At 69.2% G+C, this 19,332-nt stretch carries 17 protein-coding genes; 6 read left to right on the top strand and 11 right to left on the bottom strand.

Translation table 11 applies throughout. The features are described from left to right. The first annotated feature begins 227 nt into the window (after nucleotides 1-227). From ACSVDM_RS29070 to ACSVDM_RS29060, 3 genes are read left to right on the top strand one after another with little or no spacing between them, the layout of a single operon-like run. On the top strand, nucleotides 228-959 hold the full coding sequence (locus ACSVDM_RS29070) for an alpha/beta fold hydrolase (RefSeq protein ID WP_439268934.1): 732 nt from the start codon (nucleotides 228-230) through the stop codon (nucleotides 957-959). 18 nt (nucleotides 960-977) lie between these two features. After that, nucleotides 978-1,190, top strand: coding sequence for an alpha/beta fold hydrolase (locus tag ACSVDM_RS29065; RefSeq protein ID WP_439268933.1), 213 nt, complete (start codon nucleotides 978-980; stop codon nucleotides 1,188-1,190). Nucleotides 1,191-1,227: 37 nt separating this feature from the next. Next, entirely contained in the window at nucleotides 1,228-1,581 is a 354-nt protein-coding gene (locus ACSVDM_RS29060; RefSeq protein ID WP_181697632.1) for a cupin domain-containing protein, read from the top strand. Nucleotide 1,582: 1 nt separating this feature from the next. On the opposite strand, the gene hisH is transcribed toward ACSVDM_RS29060, so the two are convergent. From hisH to ACSVDM_RS29010, 10 genes are all read right to left on the bottom strand, one after another. Further along, nucleotides 1,583-2,212 (bottom strand): imidazole glycerol phosphate synthase subunit HisH, encoded by a 630-nt coding sequence (gene hisH / locus ACSVDM_RS29055; RefSeq protein WP_067644773.1) that lies wholly within the window; start codon nucleotides 2,210-2,212, stop codon nucleotides 1,583-1,585. Further along, on the bottom strand, nucleotides 2,209-2,823 hold the full coding sequence (gene hisB, locus ACSVDM_RS29050) for an imidazoleglycerol-phosphate dehydratase HisB (RefSeq protein ID WP_157105161.1): 615 nt from the start codon (nucleotides 2,821-2,823) through the stop codon (nucleotides 2,209-2,211). Before hisB ends, hisH begins: the two co-directional genes overlap by 4 nt. 19 nt (nucleotides 2,824-2,842) lie before the next feature. After that, entirely contained in the window at nucleotides 2,843-3,970 is a 1,128-nt protein-coding gene (locus ACSVDM_RS29045) for a histidinol-phosphate transaminase (RefSeq protein WP_439268932.1), read from the bottom strand. Nucleotides 3,971-4,016: 46 nt separating this feature from the next. Then, complete coding sequence (gene hisD / locus ACSVDM_RS29040; protein WP_067644779.1) at nucleotides 4,017-5,354, bottom strand: histidinol dehydrogenase; 1,338 nt, start codon at nucleotides 5,352-5,354, stop codon at nucleotides 4,017-4,019. A 143-nt stretch (nucleotides 5,355-5,497) separates the two neighbouring features. Beyond that, nucleotides 5,498-7,099, bottom strand: coding sequence for a serine/threonine-protein kinase (locus ACSVDM_RS29035; RefSeq protein WP_084457573.1), 1,602 nt, complete (start codon nucleotides 7,097-7,099; stop codon nucleotides 5,498-5,500). A gap of 88 nt (nucleotides 7,100-7,187) precedes the next feature. Further along, complete coding sequence (locus ACSVDM_RS29030) at nucleotides 7,188-8,927, bottom strand: penicillin-binding transpeptidase domain-containing protein (RefSeq protein WP_439268931.1); 1,740 nt, start codon at nucleotides 8,925-8,927, stop codon at nucleotides 7,188-7,190. Nucleotides 8,928-8,973: 46 nt separating this feature from the next. Further along, nucleotides 8,974-11,049: an acyltransferase family protein gene (locus ACSVDM_RS29025; protein ID WP_439268930.1), complete on the bottom strand. Its 2,076-nt coding sequence runs from the start codon at nucleotides 11,047-11,049 to the stop codon at nucleotides 8,974-8,976. 128 nt (nucleotides 11,050-11,177) lie between these two features. Continuing rightward, on the bottom strand, nucleotides 11,178-12,035 hold the full coding sequence (locus ACSVDM_RS29020) for an arylamine N-acetyltransferase family protein (protein WP_439268928.1): 858 nt from the start codon (nucleotides 12,033-12,035) through the stop codon (nucleotides 11,178-11,180). Between the two features lie 151 nt (nucleotides 12,036-12,186). Continuing rightward, nucleotides 12,187-13,176: a TAXI family TRAP transporter solute-binding subunit gene (locus tag ACSVDM_RS29015; protein WP_439268926.1), complete on the bottom strand. Its 990-nt coding sequence runs from the start codon at nucleotides 13,174-13,176 to the stop codon at nucleotides 12,187-12,189. Between the two features lie 41 nt (nucleotides 13,177-13,217). Then, entirely contained in the window at nucleotides 13,218-15,446 is a 2,229-nt protein-coding gene (locus tag ACSVDM_RS29010; protein WP_439268925.1) for a TRAP transporter permease, read from the bottom strand. Nucleotides 15,447-15,566: 120 nt separating this feature from the next. On the opposite strand from ACSVDM_RS29010, the gene ACSVDM_RS29005 reads away from it, so the two are divergent. Genes ACSVDM_RS29005 through ACSVDM_RS28995 form a run of 3 tightly spaced genes read left to right on the top strand, consistent with a single transcriptional unit; the run spans nucleotide 15,567 to nucleotide 18,293 of the window. Continuing rightward, nucleotides 15,567-16,739 carry a winged helix DNA-binding domain-containing protein gene (locus tag ACSVDM_RS29005; RefSeq protein ID WP_439268924.1) on the top strand — a complete coding sequence of 391 codons (1,173 nt, stop codon included), beginning with the start codon at nucleotides 15,567-15,569 and terminating at the stop codon, nucleotides 16,737-16,739. Between the two features lie 31 nt (nucleotides 16,740-16,770). Beyond that, nucleotides 16,771-17,103: a helix-turn-helix domain-containing protein gene (locus ACSVDM_RS29000; RefSeq protein WP_439268923.1), complete on the top strand. Its 333-nt coding sequence runs from the start codon at nucleotides 16,771-16,773 to the stop codon at nucleotides 17,101-17,103. Further along, nucleotides 17,100-18,293, top strand: coding sequence for a type II toxin-antitoxin system HipA family toxin (locus tag ACSVDM_RS28995; protein ID WP_439268922.1), 1,194 nt, complete (start codon nucleotides 17,100-17,102; stop codon nucleotides 18,291-18,293). The genes ACSVDM_RS29000 and ACSVDM_RS28995 overlap by 4 nt, the downstream gene beginning before the upstream one ends. 42 nt (nucleotides 18,294-18,335) lie before the next feature. Here ACSVDM_RS28995 and nadC read toward each other — a convergent pair whose 3' ends face one another. Continuing rightward, nucleotides 18,336-19,196, bottom strand: coding sequence for a carboxylating nicotinate-nucleotide diphosphorylase (gene nadC / locus ACSVDM_RS28990; protein WP_439268921.1), 861 nt, complete (start codon nucleotides 19,194-19,196; stop codon nucleotides 18,336-18,338). Nucleotides 19,197-19,332 lie beyond the last annotated feature (136 nt).

Genomic DNA, 19,332 nt, shown 5'->3' with positions numbered 1-19,332 from the left:
CGCACCAACGCACCAACGCACCAACGCACCAACGCACCAACGCACCAACGCACCAACGCACCAACGCACCAACGCACTGACGCACTGACGCACTGACGCACTGACGCACTGACGCACTGACGCACTGACGCACTGACGCACTGACGCACTGACGAGCATTGCACCCCCGCCCCCAGCGCGGACATTCGTTCAAGACCTACCCGAGCTCCCCGCGCGACAGTTGATCCATGACGTCCTCTCTCGACAATCGGATTCGCGCGATCGAACAGCGAGTTGCCAGCGCACACGGTCTGACCATCACCGAACATCGAGTGCCGCAACGTGATCCGCGTGTCAGAGTGCTCAGCGTCGGCTCGGGAAGTCCGTTGATCTACCTCAACGGCATCACCGCACCAGCGCTAGGCTTCGCACCGCTACTGGCCGAACTCCCCGGTTACCGCCACATTCTGGTCGAATTCCCTGGTCACGGACTGGCCCCCGCACCGCAGTGGACCGGCCCTTCACTGCGCGAATTCGCCGTCGCGACGCTTACCGGAACTCTCGACGCACTCGGCCTGCCGAAAGCGACCGTCATCGCCAACTCCCTGGGCGGCCTGTGCACACTCTGGACAGCATTGGACGCGCCCGACCGAATCTCGCGCGCCGTACTCATCGGCGCACCGGCTACTGCCCTGCCCGGCGCACGGCCCGTTCCCGCGATGGTCTCTCTCACCACCTCGTTCCGTGGCCGCCTGGAACAGGCGCTCATGGGTCTGCCCTCACCGCGGTTCCTCGCCGAAGCCGCCCTCACCGAGGCCCTCGGCGAGCAGGCGGTAGCCGCGATGTCCGACGACCTCGTCGACCTGCACCGGCTCCCCCTCCGCCGACCGGGTCAAGCCGCCGCCTATCGCTCGCTGCTGAGGCGGCTACTCGACGGCCGTGCACCACGCCCCGAAAATAGCCTCACCCCAACAGAATAGAGCCGACTCGACATCCCCTTGCTCTTCGTCTGGGGCCGCGACGACGTCATCCTCTCCCCCACCGACGCTCTCTCCAGCATCGAACACATCCCCACAGCGCACCTCGAAGAAGTCCCCGGCGGCCACAACCCCTGGTTCGACGACCCGGCCGCCTGCGCCACCCCGGTCCACGCCTTCGTCACCACCGGGCACGGTGCCGAAACCGACCCGGCACCCCACCCGATCCCCTGACGATCACCGACCGAACCCGTCTCAGAAGGGCCGAACCATGCGCAAACACGACCCCATCACCACCGCGAAAACCCTCGCCCAGTTCGACTTCCGCGAACTGGCCCCGTTCAACACCGGAGCGTTCTGCATGTATCACGGCGCCGAACTCCCCGGCTCCGACTGGGAACTGCACCCCGACACCGACGAATTCCTGATGGTCCTGCACGGCAGCGTCACCGTGGAGATCCTCACCGACGACAGCAGCCACCGAAACCGGCTCACCGCAGGACAATTCGTCGTCGTGCCGAAGGGCCACTGGCATCGCCACCTCGACATCGACAACGTCGTGGAGCTGTACTACACCCCGGGTGAGACGATCGAATCCACCGCCGACGACCCCAGGCTCGGCTGACCTACAGCGACCCGATCCAGTTGCGCAGCAACTGGGCACCCGCGTCGCCGGACTTCTCCGGGTGGAACTGGGTGGCCGAGAGCGGGCCGTTCTCGACAGCGGCGAGGAACGGCACACCGTGCTCGGCCCAGGTGAGTTTCGGCGGCGGGATGTGGTCGGCTTCGGGCAGCTCCCACTGCTGGGCCGCGTAGGAGTGGACGAAGTAGAAGCGGGTGTCGGCGTCCATGCCGGCGAACAAGGTGCTGTCGGCGGGGGCTTTCACCGTGTTCCAGCCCATGTGCGGGAGGACGGGGGCCTCGAGCCCCGCGACCGTGCCCGGCCATTCACCACAGCCCTCGGTCTCCACGCCGAACTCGACACCCCGGTCGAACATGATCTGCATGCCGACGCAGATGCCGAGCACCGGGCGTCCACCGGCCAGACGCTGCCCGATGATGCGCTCACCACGCACCGCGCGCAGCCCGGCCATGCAGGCCGCGAACGCGCCGACACCGGGGACGACGAGCCCGTCGGCCGCCAACGCCGCGGTCGGGTCGGCGGTGACCTCCACCTGGGCACCCGCCCGCACCAGCGCGCGTTCGGCGGAGTGCAGGTTGCCGGAACCGTAGTCCAGCAGCACAACGGATTTCACAGCACACCTTTCGTGGACGGCACACCGCTCACGCGGGGGTCGATCTCGACGGCCGCACGCAGAGCCCGTGCGACAGCCTTGAATTCGGCCTCGGTGATGTGGTGCTGGTCGCGCCCGTAGAGCACCCGGACGTGCAGGGCGATCCGCGCGTTCTGCGCGATCGACTCGAACACGTGCTTGTTGAGCACCGTCGAGTACGACGCCCCGGGGCCCGCGCTCGGAATGATGGTGTGCACCAGGTGTTCCGGCTCGCCGGTGAACACGCAGTACGGCCGGCCCGACACGTCGACGGCGGCGTGGGCGAGGGTCTCGTCCATGGGAATGAAGGCGTCGCCGAACCGGCGGATGCCCTTCTTGTCACCCAGCGCCTGCCCCAGGGCCTGCCCGAACACGATGGCGGTGTCCTCGACGGTGTGGTGTGCCTCGATCTCGATATCGCCTTCGGCGCGCACCACCAGGTCGAACCCCGCGTGGGCACCGAGGGCGGTGAGCATGTGGTCGTAGAACGGCACACCGGTGGAGATCTCGGTCTTGCCGCTGCCGTCGAGGTTCAGCTCCACCAGGATCGAGGATTCCTTGGTGACCCGTTCCACCCGCGCTGTTCTGCTCATGGTCTGTTTCTCCACGCTTTTAGTGAGTGAGGTCGGTGGCGGCGATATCGCGGCTCACGCGCAGGAACTCGTCGTTCTCGGCGGCGAGCCCGATGGTGGCGCGCAGGTAGCCGGGAATGCCGACATCGCGGATGAGTACCCCGGCGTCGAGGTAGTGCTGCCAGGCGCGGGCCGCGTCGGTGAACCGGCCGAACAGCACGAAATTGGCGTCGCTGGGGATCACCTGGAACCCGAACGAGGCGAGCGCCGCGGCGACCCGATCGCGCTGGGAGGCCAATTCGGCCACACTGGCGAGGGTTTCGTCGGCGTGGCGCAGGGCGGCGCGGGCGGCGGCCTGGGTGACCACCGACAGGTGATACGGCAACCGGACGAGCAGGATCGCGTCGATCACGGCGGGCGAGGCCGCCAGGTAACCGAGGCGACCACCGGCGAAGGCGAACGCCTTGCTCATCGTGCGGGTGACGACGAGCTTGGTCGGGTACCGGTCGATCAGGGTGATCGCGCTCGGCGCGGCCGAGAACTCCCCGTACGCCTCGTCGACCACCACGATGCCCGGTGCGGCGTCGAGCACACGCTCGAGGTCGTCGATCGGGACACTGTGCCCGGTCGGGTTGTTCGGGCTGGTCACGAACACCACGTCGGGACGGCGTTCGGCGATCTGCGCGACGGCGTAGTCGATGTCGAGGGAGAAGTCGCTGCCGCGCGCGGCCTCGAGCCATTCGGTGTCGATGCCCTCGGAGATGATCGGGTGCATCGAGTACGACGGCACGAAACCCAGTGCGCTGCGGCCCGGTCCACCGAAGGCCTGCAACAGCTGCTGCAGGATCTCGTTGGACCCGTTGGCCGTCCACACATTGCTGGTGTCGACGGCGACACCGGTCTGGCGGGTCAGGTACTCGGCCAGATCGTGGCGCAGCGCGACCGCGTCCCGATCCGGGTAGCGGTGCAGATCGGCGGCGGCGGCCCGCACCGACTCGGCGACATCGTCGATGAGCGCACGACTCGGCGGGTGCGGGTTCTCGTTGGTGTTGAGCTGCACCGGCACCGTCAATTGCGGTGCGCCGTACGGAGATTTGCCGCGCAGGTTGTCGCGCAGCGGCAGCTGATCGAGAGTCGCCGAGGCGCCGGGCACAGTCGGGGTGCTCATACCGTCACCCCGCAGGTGCTCGATGCAGGAACCACACGCGAGTCGGTCACGACAGCGCCTCGAATCGCGCCTGCACAGCCTGGCCGTGCGCGGGCAGGTCCTCAGCATTCGCCAGGGCCACCACGTGTCCGGCGACATCCTTGAGCGCCGCCTCGGTGTACTCCACGATGTGGATGCCACGCAGGAAGGTCTGCACACTCAACCCCGAGGAGTGCCGCGCGCAACCCGCGGTCGGCAGCACGTGATTGGACCCGGCGCAGTAGTCACCGAGACTCACCGGCGCCCACGGACCGACGAAGATCGCGCCCGCGCTGCGCACCCGCGCGGCTACGGCCGACGCGTCGGCGGTCTGGATCTCGAGGTGTTCGGCGGCGTAGGCGTCGACCACCCGAAGCCCCTGGGCGATGTCGTCGACGAGCACGATCCCGGACTGCTTGCCGCTCAACGCTTCCCGCACCCGGTCGTGGTGCTTCACCACGGCCAGCTGGGCATTGACGGCGGCGTCGACCGCGTCGGCGAGGGCGACGGAATCGGTGACGAGCACGCTGGCGGCGAGCACATCGTGCTCGGCCTGGCTGATCAGGTCGGCGGCCACGTGCACCGGGTCGGCGGTGGCGTCGGCCAGCACGGCGATCTCGGTGGGCCCCGCCTCGGCATCGATACCGACCAGGCCACGGCACAGCCGCTTGGCGGCGGTGACATAGATATTGCCCGGACCGGTGATGAGGTCGACCGGCTCCAGCGCAGCACCGTCGGTATCGGTGCCGCCGTAGGACAGCAACGCCACGGCCTGCGCGCCACCGACGGCCCACACCTCGTCGACACCGAGCAACGCGGCAGCCGCCAGGATCGTCGGGTGCGGCAGCCCACCGAACTGCGCCTGCGGCGGCGAGGACACCACCAGCGATTCCACACCCGCGGCCTGCGCCGGGACGACGTTCATCACGACCGAGGACGGGTACACGGCGTTGCCACCGGGCACGTACAGGCCGACCCGTTCCACCGGCACCCACTTCTCGGTGACGGTGCCGCCGGGGACCACCTCGGTGACCGAGTCGGTGCGGCGCTGATCGGCGTGCACCTTCCTGGTCCGCTCGATGGCGACCTCGAGCGCGGCGCGCACGGCGGGGTCGAGGGCGTCGAGGGCTTTGCCCAGCTCGGCGACCGGCACCCGGACCGCGCTGGGGCGGACACCGTCGAACTTCTCGCTGTAGTCCAGCGCGGCTTCGGCGCCCCGGTCGCGGATGTCTTCGACGACCGGCCGCACATGATGCAGCACCGAGTCGACGTCGACCCCTCCGCGCGGCAGCGCGGTGCGCAGCTCGGCGGCGGAGGGAGTACGACCGCGCAGATCGACGCGGGCGAGCTCGATGCGGGGAGTCATATCGGAGTGCGGTCCTGTTCTGTGCGTGGCATCAGGTCAGGTACCAGCCTAATGGGCGGCAACCACCGGTTTTCCGCCACATCCTCCTCGCGCGCCGATCCGCCCGTGTGTATCGGGCGGACCAGCGGTTTTCGGCGGCTGAGCTAGCGGGTGTCGCCGTCGATGCGCAGGTTGCCGTTGTAGTTCACCACGCGCATGACCATGGACTTGGTCTGGCCGTCGATGGTGATGCTGGCCAGGCGCATATCGGTCGAGCCGTCGGCGTTGTTGCCGCTGACGGCGGTGATGCTGGTGAAGCTGGTGATGACGCGCGAGTTCCAGTACTGCCGGAACTCGGCCTCGCTGCCGTACACCTGTTGCGCGGCGGGGGTGAGCATCGACCACGACCCGGCGGGATCGCTGAAGAAGTTCTCCACCAGCAGACCGGCCGAGCCGATGTTCACGGTGCCGGTATTGGGCGCCTGACCCAGCGCGGGGATCGCCGAGGTCGTCGTCGGCGCGACAGCGGCCTGGGCCGTCGTCGTCGAATTCGCCTGCACCTGAGGCGAATCGGAGTCCGACCCACTCATGGCGCTGATCGCGACGGCGATCGCGGCGATCACCGCACCCACACCCGAGCCGATCAGCACCGCACGACCCTTGCCCGGCTGCTTGCGGGGCGCGGGGGCGGGCTGGGCCTGGGTGGGCGGATGCGCGGCGGTGTCGTAACGCGGCTGCGGGCGCGGCTGCGAACGGATCTGACGGGTCGCCGCGCTGGACGCACCCGCGTGCGAGGCCCGCCTGCCGCCGGACTGCCGGATCACCTGCGTGGTGGCGGCCGAATTGCGGCGGCCGTACGCCTCGCTGGCGGGGACGAATCCCGCGGGCACCGCGTCGGCGTCGTCGGCGAAGGCGGCCAGCGCGTCGCGGGCCTCGGTCATCGTCGGACGATCGAGCGGTTCCGGGTTGAGCAGGTCGAGCAGGAAATCGGTGGCCGGACCGGCATTGTGCGGTTCGCGCACCTGGCCGTTGGCGGCCGCGTAGAGCACGGCGAGCGGGTTGGCGTTGGCGCCGTAGGGCGGTTCGCCTTCCAGCGCGTGGAACAGGGTGGCGCCGAGGGCGAACACGTCGGCGGCCGGTGTCGGGTCGGCGCCGCGCGCCACTTCGGGCGCCAAGTACGCGGCGGTGCCGCAGATGAGGCCGGTCTCGGTGAGGGTCACATCGCCCGCGGCCCGCGAGATGCCGAAGTCGGTGATCTTCACCTCACCGTGCTCGCCGAGCAGGATGTTGCCCGGCTTCACGTCGCGGTGCACGAGCCCGGCCTGGTGGGCGGCGATCAGCGAGGACGCCACCTGCTCACCGATGCGGGCCACCTCGAGCAGCGGCAGCGGGCCCTTCTGACCCAGTTCCGCGGCGAGGCTCACCGACTTCAGGTATTCCATCACCAGGCACGGATCACCGTTGTGCTCGGTGATGTCGAAAACGACGATGGCATTGGGATGCTGGAAGCGTGCCGCGTTGCGAGCTTCGCGAATCGCACGCTGGCGCAGCACATCTCGCTCGGCCTCGGGCAGGCTCGGCTTGATGTGGATCTGCTTCACCGCAACCGAGCGTTGGAGGCGTTCGTCGACAGCGCGCCATACAACGCCTGTGCCGCCGCTACCAATACGCTCGACCAGGCGGTAATGCTCCGCGATCTTCTGACCGGTATCGATGGCGCCTACTCCGAACCTTCTCGAAATTGTGACATCCCGCGTATTGACCATGGATATGGCCCGCCGACGAGTGTAGCTCGACTGGTGGTGACCGCGTGCGGCAGCGGGGGGATTGCACGCCTGCGGAGAGTGAGATGGCTCATCGTGTCACACGAAGCATCCTGCCCGCCGACTCGACCGCCGGTCCGGAGCTGCCCGCGTCGGCGACGAACACCGCGAAGGCGAGGTCGCCACGGATTCCGACGAACCACCCGTGTGCGTGTTCGTCGTCGATGTACTCGGCGGTGCCGGTCTTGCCGAGCAGGCCGGGAATGTCGCGCAGGGCGGTGGCGGTCCCAGCGCTCACGGTCTCGGCCATCATGGCTTCCACCTGCGAGGTCACCGCGGCGGGCACCGGTTCGGTGCGGCGATCGGCGGTGCCGGGACGGCCGACGACGACCGACGGCGCGGGCGCGGTTCCGTGGGCGAGCGAGGCGGCGACGAGCGCCATCCCGAACGGCGACGCGGTGACCGTGCCCTGTCCGATGCTCGCCTCCACCTGCTGCGCCGGATTCTGCGCGGCGGGAACTTTCCCGGTGACTGTCGTCAAGCCGGGTGTCACATAGTCCACGCCGAGTCCGAGCTGCGCGGCCGCCTGGGTGAGCCCGTCGGCGGGCAGGCGCACACCGAGCTGCGCCATCGTCGTATTGCAGGACCGGGCGAAGGCGGTGTGCAGCGGCACGTCCCCGAGGTCGAAACCGTCGTCGTTGGGGATGGTTCGGCCCTCGATGGTGGCGCGGCCGGGGCACGGCAGGACGGTGTCGGCGGTGACACCGCCCGCCTGCAACGCGGCCGACACGGTGACGGTCTTGAATGTCGATCCCGGCGGGTAGAGCCCGGTGAGCGCGATGGGGCCCTGCGCGTCGGCGGGTGCGTTCTGCGCGACGGCGAGCACCTCGCCCGTCGAGGGCCGCAGCGCCACGATGGCGGCGGGCGTCGGCACGGGTGCCAGCGCACCTTCGGCGGCGTTCTGCAGGTCGATGTCGAGGGTGGTGGCGATGTCGGTGGTCGCGGTGGCGTCGGGACCGGCGATGCGCTGGGTCCCCGAGGGGGTGTTGGCACGTATCGCCCAGCCCGCCGCGTCGTCGGCCTGGTGCTGCCACAGTTCGGTCAGTCCGGCCAGGGTCGGTGCCGCGAGGGTCTTGTCGACGGTCAGCAGCCTCGGCTGCGGTGCGAGGGTCACACCGCGCAGCCCGGTCAGCGTGTCACGAACCGGTGCGATGTCGGCCTCGCGCAGGGCGACCGCGGTGATCGGTTTGCCTTGGGCCGCATCGAGATCCGTTCTCAGGGTGGCCTCGGTGACGCCGTGCGGCGCGAGCGCGGCGGCCACGGCGGGCAGGTCGGCGTCCGGGGCGACGGTCACCAGCGTCACCACCTGCTCGGTCATCAGCTCACCACCGCTCGCGTCGAGTACGCGGGCGGGTTTCGGCGGTACGGGGCTGTAGCTGAGCGGGCCGAGGTCGAGGCCGGGCGCCACGGTGGCGGGGTTCCAGTCGATCGTCCAGTCGTTCTCGTCGGCCGTTCCGGTGCTGGTGTAGGTCCATTCGTCCTGACCGCCCGTGCCGAGCTTCCAGGTGGATTCGAGGGTGAAGCTCGCCTCGTCGGTGGCGCTCACCCGCACGGTGTCGTTCTTGCCGAGGTTCTCGAACAGGGTGGTGAGCGTCTGACGGGCCTGGTCGGGCGCGTCGGTGAGGGCCGCGGCAGCCGCCGCGTCACCGCTGCTCAGGGCCTTCGCGAAGGACTCGGCGACGGTCTGTGGCTGGTCCGGTCCGGACGAGCACGCGACGGGCACGACAGCGAGCGCGACGAGCAGGACCGATGCCTTGCGGGGTATGCGCACCGGTCCGAGGGTAGCCGGATCCGCGGCGCGCGTGGTGATCTCGCTCTCACCACCAGCCGGTGACGGCGGCGATCTGGCGGCCCAGTTCGGGGGCCAGTGATCGGGCGTAACTGGCGGTGAGGTGGTGTTCGTCGCGATAGATCAGCACATTGCCCTCCACGACCCGGCAGCGTTGCGGGCGGCACACGGCATCGGAGAGATCGAGCAGGTAGATGTTCGGATAGCCGGCGGCCGGTTCGGCGGCCGGGTCGACCGCGTCGAGCGCCTCGGCGCGGTCCATCCCGCAACTGTCGGGGTCGCCGCGATGGGCCAGACAGTCCGGGGCCCGGTAGAACACACCGTCGCGTCGCAGCCGCGGCGTGTCGCGCAGGGCGAGCACATTGAGCCCGCGATCCTGCAGCGCCGACCACACCTCGAGATATTCGCCGGGCACCTCGTCGCCCGGTGCGTCCTGGCGGTAGCGGGTCGACAGCGTGACCACCCAGTCCGGTTGCTCGGCGGCCAGCCGGTCGAGCACTTCCACCGACCATTCGTGACATTCGGGGAAGGGCCATTCGGCGTAGGACGGCTCGTCGACCAGCACCAGCGGGCACCCCTCCTTGAGGTAGGACACCACCCGGAAGCCGTGTTCGGCGCCGAGCACCTCGAGTGCGGGCAACCAGTGTTCGGAATGCGAACCGCCGACGAGCGCGATCGAGCGGGTGGCGTCGGGGTCACCGTAGACGCAGGTGCGGACCTCGCGGTTGGGCGTGATGCACCCGTCGGTGGTCGGCGACGGAGTGTCGACGTGACCTTCGAACACGGTGGGCCGCATGGGCGCCTTGGGGAATTCGGCGCCGGAGAGCAGCGCGGTTGCTCCCGGGTAGCGCAGGCTGTCGAGGTTTTCCGGTGGCACGGCCGGGTTGGCGAGCAGCACCATCTGCCAGCCGAGGGCCGAGGCGAGCACGGCGACGGTGAGCGCCCCGACGAGCGTCCCGGTGGCCCGGTGCGGCGGTGTCTCCTGACCGCGCGGCCCCATCCGCAGGGGTGCCTCGATCCAGCGCGCGGTGGCATAGGCGGGGATCAGGGAAACACCGATCACCACCAGCCCGTCGACGACACCGGCGTCGGTCCGCCCGGTCTCGCCCAGGTAGAAGATGAGAATCGGCCAGTGCCACAGGTACAGCGGGTACGCCATCGCGCCCAGTTCGGTGCACACCCGTCCCGACAGCAGCCGGGTCGCGGCGCCCGGTGTCGTGCCCGATCCGAAGCCGGCGGCGATCACCAGGCAGGCGGCGGTCACCGGCCACAGGGCGGCGACGCCGGGAAACTGGGTGGCGCCGTCGAAGAGCGGACCGCACGCGAACACCATGAGGAGCCCGACCGCAGCCGCCAGGCCGCGCAGCCGGGTCGGCAGGCGCAGCCAGGGCGCGGCGACCGCGAGTACAGCGCCCGCGAGCAGTTCCCACCCACGCGCGAGACTGTCGTAATAGGTCCAGGCCTGATGGTGGCCGGTGCCGATCGTGGCGTACCAGAACGAGAGCAGCCCGATTCCGGTCAGCGCCGCGATGAGCGTCGCCCGGTCGGCCCTGCCCCGGCGGCGCAACCACGCCCACCCGGCCAGCAGCGCGAAGATCACCAGGTAGAACTGTCCCTGCACCGACATCGACCACAGGTGTTGCAGCGGACTCACGGTCGGGTCGGGCGCGGTGTAGTCGAGTTCGGCGACGGCCAGATACCAGTTCTGGACATAGAACATCGAGGCGAGAGTCTGCGCGGCGGTTTCGCCGAGCAGGGTGTAGGGCCGCAGGGTGATCGTCGCCACCGCGACCGCCGCGAGCACGACGACCAGCGCGGGGGTGAGCCTGCGCAGGGTCCGGCGCGCGGTCTCGGTGGCGGCCACCCGGCCGCTGCGTTCCACCCCGCGCACGATCGCGCCGGTGAAGAAGAAGCCCGAGAGAACGAGGAAAACGTCGACGCCACCGGAGACCCGGCCCGCCCACACGTGGAACGCCACGACCAGCGCGATCGCCACGCCGCGCAGCCCGTCCAGGTCCGACCGCCAGCCGGGCCGGGCAGCGGCCCCGCTCGAACGGACCCCCTGCTCCGGCTGACCCGGCCACGCGAAATGAACCTTCGGCACAAACGACCCCACTGAATCGGACCCCACCGCAGCGATCGGGGTTTGTTTCCCGGCAAGTAACCATCAATTTGCCGTAGCGACACGATGGAAGCAAACCGCCGAGCCGTGTCGGTGGGACCGAAATCAGCTCAGGCGGTGCGCCAGGGTGTGGTGACGAGCACGTCCGCGTCGGCGGGCTCGAGTTCGATGTCGAACACCTCGGTCAGCACTTTCGGCAGGTCGGTGGCATCGATTTCGCGGCTTTCGCTGGTGCCGTCGGGGTATTCGGTCACCAGGGTGAGGTCGTCGAGCACGTGGTGGACGTCGGGCCGGAAGCGCTGCAGGAACGGCCGGGTGGTGAACGGTGAGTGTGGCGAGGTCGACACGAAGTGGTTGCCTACCGCGAAGTCGATGCGGTACTGCGGGTTCTCGGTGAAGGTGTAGCGGTCGATCCAGCCGTCACGGCCGAACTGGTAGAGCACCCACAGGTTGTCGCGGTGCTCGAGCCGGAAGCGCCAGGCGCCCATCGTGAATTCGCCCGCGCTGTCGGCCAATTCGAACGGTGCGAGTGGACCGGCACCGAACCCGACATCGCAGATCCAGACCCGGTCGTCGTCCGGGGCGGTGACGCGAAGCAGGGCGTGGGTGGCGGGCCGGATCGCCCCGGTGGCCAGCGAGCCGAACGTCACCCGGCCGCTCAGGCCACGCACCTCGAAGCCGAGGCGTTCCAGCGCGGCGGCGAAGAGACCGGCGTTCTCGTAGCAGTATCCGCCGCGAGCGTGCCGGACCAGTTTGTCCTGCAGGGATTTCAGGTCGAGCGGGATGCCGCGGCCGAGGATGATCTCGAGGTTCTCGAAGGGGATGGTCGTGGTGTGGGCGCGTACGAGGGCGCGCAGGGTGTCGACCGAGGCCGTGCGCGGCCCGTCGTAGCCGATCCGTGCCAGATAGGCGTCCAGATCGAGCTCCTCGCCCAGCCAGCGTTCGTCGCGTGCCACGGCCTCGGTCATCGCATCCTCGTTTCGGTCGGCGTCTGTTTCGCACAACCGAGCCACGCCACGGGTTGTTCCCGCACAGCACACGGTCCCCGTCACCCCTGGTAGCCGGGGGTGGCGGGGACCGTGGCACCCGCGTGTCGGGCGCGGGTGGCGGCGGGCGACGTCAGCGCAGGGCTACCTCCGAGCCGCGGTGCAGCTCTACGGGCGCGGTCTTGCTCGCGGTGTCGGCATTGATCCCCTTGGCGGCCGGATTCGCCTGCTCGAGTTGGGGTTTGCGGTCGAGCAGGGTCTTGGTGAGGACGCAGGCGAGGTTCGCGTCGAGGTCGTCGCGGACCACGAGCAGGTTGGGCACGACCACGGTCGGCACGTCGGCACTCAGGCCGTAGGTGGCGGCCGGGATCGAGCCCGCCTCGTAGACGGGGTTGATCTCCTTCAGCTTCGGCAGCGCCCCCGTGATGTCGAGGAACCTGACCTTGTCCTTCGCGGTGGTGAACAGGTCGGTGATGCCGGGCGTCGGCAGGCCGCCCGACCAGAACATGGCGTCGATCGAGCCGTCCTTGAGACCGTCGACGGTCTTGGTGAGGTCGAGGCGCTGGGCGGAGATGTCGGTGTCGGGGTTGAGACCCGACGCCTGCAGGACGCGCTGGGCGATCACCTCGGTGCCCGATTTGGGCGAGCCGGTGGAGACCCGTTTGCCGCGCAGGTCGGCCAGGGAGTTGATGCCCGCGTCGGCGCGCACGATCACCTGGGTGTAGTTGTCGTAGAGCCGGGCCAGCGCGCGGACCGGCTGGACGCTGGTGAAACTGCCCTTGCCCTGCACGGCGTCGGCGGCGGAGTCGGCCAGCGAGAAGCCGACCTGGTAGGTGCCGCCGACCACCTGCTGGATGTTCTGCACCGAGGCACCGGTCTCGGCGGCGGTCGCCTTGACCTTGCCGTCGGTGGCGGCCGAGATCTGTTCGGCGTAGGCGTTGCCGAGCGCGAAGTACACGCCGGTCGCATTGCCGGTGGCGATGCCGATCCTGGTGTCCTGCTTCACTTCACAGCTCACCTCGCCACCGGTGTCCGCCGTCGGCGAGTCCTGCCTGCCGCCGCAGCCGGTGAGCAGGGCGGCGGCGGTGCTCGCCGCGACAACGATGCCAAGTGTTCTGATCATGACGACCTCTCTCCTCGACGGCGGCGCCGCCTGCTGACCGATCACGGTGTGCCCGTGGCTTTTCGATGACGCACGCGTTCGACGACCCCCGCCGCCGCGGCGACGGCGAGCACACCGAGCCCGATCGCCGTCGCCGTCGGATGCGGGTACAGCAGCGTGAGGCCGGCGGCGCCCGCGAGCACGCGCGGCACCGCTCCCACCGCGCCGAGGCCGAGGATCCAGCCTCCGGTCGCGGCCGCCAGCGCCGCGACGCCGACGCACGCGGCCGCGGTCACCCACAGCACGTCGAGCAGCGCGCCACGGCCGAGCAGGTGCTGCCCGGAATCGGTGAGCACGAACATCAGCGGCACGAGGAACGCGGGCAGCGCGTAGCGCAGCGCCGACCACATGGTCGGCATGGCCTTCGCGCCGGTGACGGCGGCGGCGCCGACGGCGGCCAGCGCGGTCGGCGGGGTCACCTCCGAGAGCACCGAGAAGTAGAAGACGAACATGGCGGCGGCGGGCGCGGCGACGTGCAGGTCGAGCAGGGCGGGCCCGATGATCACCCAGCCGATCACGAACGACGCCGTCACCGGAACCGCGAGACCGAGCAGCGACAACGCGATCGCGGCGAGCAGCGCGGTGGTGGCGAGCACGACGGCGGGGTCGTCGGACAGCACCGAGCCTGCCCGTACCAGCAGCGAGGCCAGCTGGGCGCCGAGACCGGTCTTGGTGGTCATCGCGGTGATCACACCCGCTGCCGCACACACGGCGACGACCGGCAGCGCCGAGCGCATCCCGAGTGAGAGCGCGCGCAGGGCTTCGAACACGAACCTCTGCAGTGTTTTTCGCGTCCAGAGACCTGTGGGGGTCGACGGCTGTGCCGCCATTGCGCCCGACGACGCGTCGCCTTTTGACGCGTCGCCCGTTGACGCGTCGCCTGCCAACGTGCCCGATGCCGACTTGCCGTCAGTCGACGGGCCATCGGTCGACGTTTCGCCGGTCGATGACGCGGGTCCGTTCGCCTCGCGAGCTCGCAGCATCCGGTCCGGCACGGCCAGGATCAAGGCGAGTGCCGTGGCGTAGACGACGGCACGGGTCGCGCTCACGCCGGCGAGCAACAGCACCACGATGACGATCAGCGACGAGAAGTGATACCCGAAGCGTCCCAGCAGTTTCCACCACGGGGTCGGCAGCGGGCCGTCGGCGAGATCGGCCGGGGCGCGCCCTTCCGCATGGATGCGACGGGCATCGATCTCCACCGACAGCAGGATGCCGAGGTAGTACAGCAGGGTCGGGATGAGCGCCCAGCCCAGCACGGTCACGTACGACACGTCGAGGTATTCGGCGACGATGAACGCCGCCACCCCGAGCGTCGGCGGTGACAGGATCGCGCCAACACCCGCCGCCGCGAGCATGCCGCCCGCCTGTTCCGGCCGGTAACCCGCCCGCTTCAGAATCGGCCAGGTGACCGCGCCGGTACTCACCGCCGTCGCCGTGCCCGACCCGGACACGGTGCCGAGCAGGAATCCCGACGCCACCGCCGTTCGCCCGGCCGCACTGTGCGAGCGCCGGAACAGCGACACCGACAGGTCGACGAAGAACCTTGCGGCGCCGGAGAATTCGAGTACCGCGCCGTACAGGGTGAACAGCACGATGTAGCTGGCCGCCACGTCGAGCGGAGTGCCGTAGAACCCGCTGCCCGAGTTGTACAGCGCGTCGACGATCTGATCGATGTCGAGCCCGGCGTGCGCGATGGCCCAATTCTGCGGCAGCAGCCCGCCGTAGTAGCCGTAGGCGAGGAACACCAGGCACACGATCGGCAGGATGACACCGGTCGTGCGCCTGCATGCCTCGAGCACGAGGACAAGCAGCAACCCACCCATCGCCACATCGAGCGGGGCGAGCATGCCCTGGCGGTCGAGGAAGGCGTTGTAGCCGCCGCCCGCGTCACCGAAGGTCACCGGCAGGATCGGATACAGGCACACCACCAGGGCGATCGCCGCGAGCACCCAGTCGAGCACCGAGGGCGCGTCGGCCCGGTCGAGCCTGCCCCACCAGGACCGGTAGCTCAGATACACCAGCGGCAAGGCGATCCCGAGGAACACCACCAGGTAGTACTGGCTGCCCTGGGCCAGCGGCCGGAAGACCTGCCAGATCGACAGCAGCGCCACCGTGAGCGCGACGATCCCGACCAGCCTGGCCGGGAATCCCGACAGGGTCCGTGCGGGCCGTTCCTCGTCGTCCACGCCCAGCTCAGCCGCGGTGACAACGGGTGGCGCAACGCTCATGTGCGGACGATAGCAACGGGATTCGGGCGTCGGAGCGAAAACGGTGACCGGGCGGTCTGCACAAAATGGACACTATGTGGGCGGGCGTTTCTGTCGGTGCCCCCGCTTAGGATGCGGCCCATGGTCTCGATCGATAGCGCGCAGCGGCGGGCCCGCCTGGCGATCCGGCATCGCCTCGCCCCCTCCGCCCGGTCCACCGACCCGGTCGACATCGCCCGGTCGATGGTCGTCCTGCACGCCACCGACCCCGCGACGGTGTTCCTGTCGGTCGGCGCGCGCGGTATCGACCTCACCCCGGCGGATGTGGAGAAGGCGCTCTACGCCGACCGCACCCTGCTACGTCTGCTCGCCATGCGCCGCACCATGTTCGTCGCCCCCACCGAGCTGCTCCCGGTCCTGCAAGCCTCCACCTGCGACGCGCTCGCCCACAAGCAGCGCCGCGCCTACGGCCGCTATCTCGAGCAGGCCGGGATCGATGACGTCGACACCTGGTTGCGCGAGGTGGAGGCCGAGACCCACGCGGCGCTGCTGGCGCGCGGAGCGGCCACCGGCGCCCAGCTGGGCAAGGACGTCCCCCGGCTGCAGACCAAGATCGATACCGCGCCCGGCAAGTCGTACTCCAAGCCGACGAGCATCACCACCTGGGTCCTGGTGATCCTCGGCGCCGAGGGCCGCATCGTCCGCGGCCGTCCCAATGGCGGCTGGACGAGCAGCCAGTACACCTGGTCGCCGGTGGAAACCTGGCTCCCCCAGGGCTTTACACCGATGCCCGCAGACGATGCCCGCACCGAACTGGTTCGCCGGTGGCTCTACACCTTCGGTCCCGCCCCTCTCAGCGACCTGAAGTGGTGGACCGGCTGGACCCTCACCGAGGTCCGAAAGGCCCTGTCCCCCTTGGACACCACCGAAGTCGATCTCGACGGCACCCCCGGCATCATCCTGTCCGACGACCTCGCCCCCGTCCCCACCCCCGAGCCCTGGGCAGCCCTGCTCCCCGCCCTCGACCCCACCCCCATGGGCTGGCAGTCCCGCGACTGGTTCCTCGGCCCCCACGCCCCCGCCCTCTTCGACACCAACGGCAACATCGGCCCCTCCATCTGGGCCGACGGCCGCATCGTCGGCGGCTGGGCCCAACGCCCCGACGGCGAAATAGTCACCCGCCTCCTGGAAGACGTCTCCCCCGAAACCCGAAAACTCATCGACACCGAAATCGACCGCACCACCACTTGGTTCGGCACCACCCGCGCCATTCCCCGCTTCCGCACCCCACTCCAACGCGAACTCACGGCCTGACAGCCGGTCTATCCGGCAATATCCTGCCGATTTGCTGCATCATGTCGACGAATACGGCCGAAATCTGCGAATTCGGCAGAATATTGCCGATTACCTGGTGCCGAGCGTATGCTTCGGAGCGAAGACGATCATTTCGGCAACATTCTGCCGATCGGAGGCGATGGTGGGCACACTCGAAGACATCGGCGGGAAGATCCGGGCGGAGCGGCGACGTCATCGACTGACCCAGGAGGAACTCGCCGAGATTGCGGCAACTTCCACCCGCACGGTTCGCGATATCGAACACGGCCGCGGTTCGACCAGTATCGGAACGGTCGCCGCGGTGGCCGACGCTGTGGGCCTGACATTGACGGTGGTGCCGTGACCGATTTCGAAGCATTGCGCAGAGCCCGCAGCGCGGACGTCTACAAAGCGGGCCGTCTCGCCGCCAGGATCAGCAGGACGGCCGACGGAGGCACCGAGTTCCGCTACGAACCCGGCTACTCCGGTGATCCGCTCGCCTCTACCTTGCCTCTTCACACCGCACCGGTTGTCAGCGGATCGGGGTCCGTTCCGCCGTTCTTCGCAGGACTCCTGCCCGAGGGCCACCGCTTGACCGTGCTTCGCCGCGCGGTGAAGACGAGCGCCGACGACGAGCTCAGCCTGCTCCTGGCTGTGGGGGCGGACGCACCCGGTGACGTTCAGGTGTTTCCCCACGGCACAGACCCGATAGACGTTCCAGCGCTCGTCGACTGCATGTCGCCCGGAGAGCTCGAATTCGGCCGTCTGATCGATCATGTCGACCGGCAGGCCATCCCCGGTGTCCAGAACAAGGCCAGCGCGTCCATGATCAGCGCACCGATCGCAGCCGGCTTCGGTCGGTTCATCCTGAAACTCCCACAGCCGGAGTATCCCTACCTGATCGAGAACGAGGCCACGCACCTGTCCGCGGCTCGCGCATTGAAACTCGCAGTCGCCGATTGGGATCTTGTGCACGACAAAGCGGGGCAATCAGGCTTGCTCGTCCGCCGCTTCGACCGCCTTCGCGAGGGAGATACCTGGCGCCGCCTCGCGTTCGAAGACGCCACCCAGCTGCTGGGTATGCCGCCGTCCGCCAAATACAATGTCGACGCGGTCCAGGTTGTCGCAGCCGTCACCGGTGTAGTGCGCACCCCACTCCTCGCGGCACGAAACCTCTACCTACAGTTCCTGTTCGCCTGGTTGACAGGCAACGGCGACCTGCACGCGAAGAATGTCGGCGTCCTTCAGGACAGCGAGGGCCGCTGGGATATCGCGCCCATCTACGACATTCCCTGCACCTTGATCTACGACGACGAATCCATGGCACTGCCGATCGCCGGTCGGACCAAGGGCTTACGCGCCCGGCACTGGGCAGATTTCGCCACGGAGATCGGTTTGCCGGCCAAAGCCTCGGCTTCGGCGCAACGACTCGCGCTCCGCGCGGCTGCCGCGGTGGATCTTGACCGGATTCCCTTCACCGGTTCACCGCTGAACCGAGCGCGCCGCGAGCTGCGCCTACGTCGCGGCGAGCTCGAGCAAGCACTCGGCTCTTAGCACTGGCAGAGCTCCGCCGAGCGCCTCGGCGCTGGTGGCAACTCACATATCCAAGCCCAGGTCGAGGACGCGGACCGAGTGGGTGAGGGCGCCGATGGCGAGGTAGTCGACGCCGGTGCTCGCGTAGTCGGCGGCCTGGTCGAGGGAGAGTCCGCCCGAGGACTCGAGTTTCGTGTCGGGGGCAGTCGCGTCGCGGCGCTGGACGGCGGCCTGGGTCTGCCAGAGGGGGAAGTTGTCGAGCAGGACGAGTTCGACGTTCTCGGCCAGGACGGCGTCGAGTTGTTCGAGGCTGTCGACCTCGACCTCGCAGGCGATGTCGGGTGCCAGTTCCCGGACGGCGCGCAGGGCCTCGACGACCGAGCCCGCCGCCACGACGTGGTTGTCCTTGATGAGCGCGGCATCGCCGAGGCCCATGCGGTGGTTGACTCCCCCACCGACACGGACGGCGTACTTCTGCAGTGCGCGCAGGCCGGGCAGGGTTTTGCGGCTGTCGCGGATCTGGCACCGCGTGCCCTCGACCGCGTCCACCCAGGCCGCGGTGGCGGTGGCGATGCCGGACAGGTGACAGACCAGGTTGAGCATGGTCCGCTCGGCGGTGAGCAGACCGCGCGTCGGCGCGACGACGCTCAGCACGCTGGTACCCGGTTCCACCCGGGTCCCGTCGGCGACCCGGCCGGTGATCTCGTAGCTGCCCGCGCCGAGCACTTCGTCCAGCACCAGCAGACCGACATCGATGCCCGCTACGGTGCCGTGCTGTCGCGAAACCACCGACGCCTTGCTCACGGCGTCGGCGGGCACGGTCGCCACCGTGGTGACATCGGGTCCGTATCGCAGGTCCTCGTCGAGGGCGGTACGGATCAAGGCCAGCAGTTCGTCCTGGTCCAGCGCGGCATCGAGAGTCATTGCTGCACTCCTGTTCTCGGGGCGCACCTCGCGCCGGGTCGAGCGGGAGGTCATCGCCTCACCACAATTCGTCGGGTACTACAGGTTTTCGCCGCGCCGCCCAGGTGAGCGGCCGCCGGCGAGGGGCCATCGGCGG

This window comes from Nocardia sp. JW2, assembly GCF_051843015.1.
In the GTDB taxonomy this organism is placed as follows: Bacteria; Actinomycetota; Actinomycetes; order Mycobacteriales; family Mycobacteriaceae; genus Nocardia; species Nocardia coubleae.
Note: the sequence above shows the minus strand (reverse complement) of the source record. Positions and strands in the feature narration are given on the sequence as shown.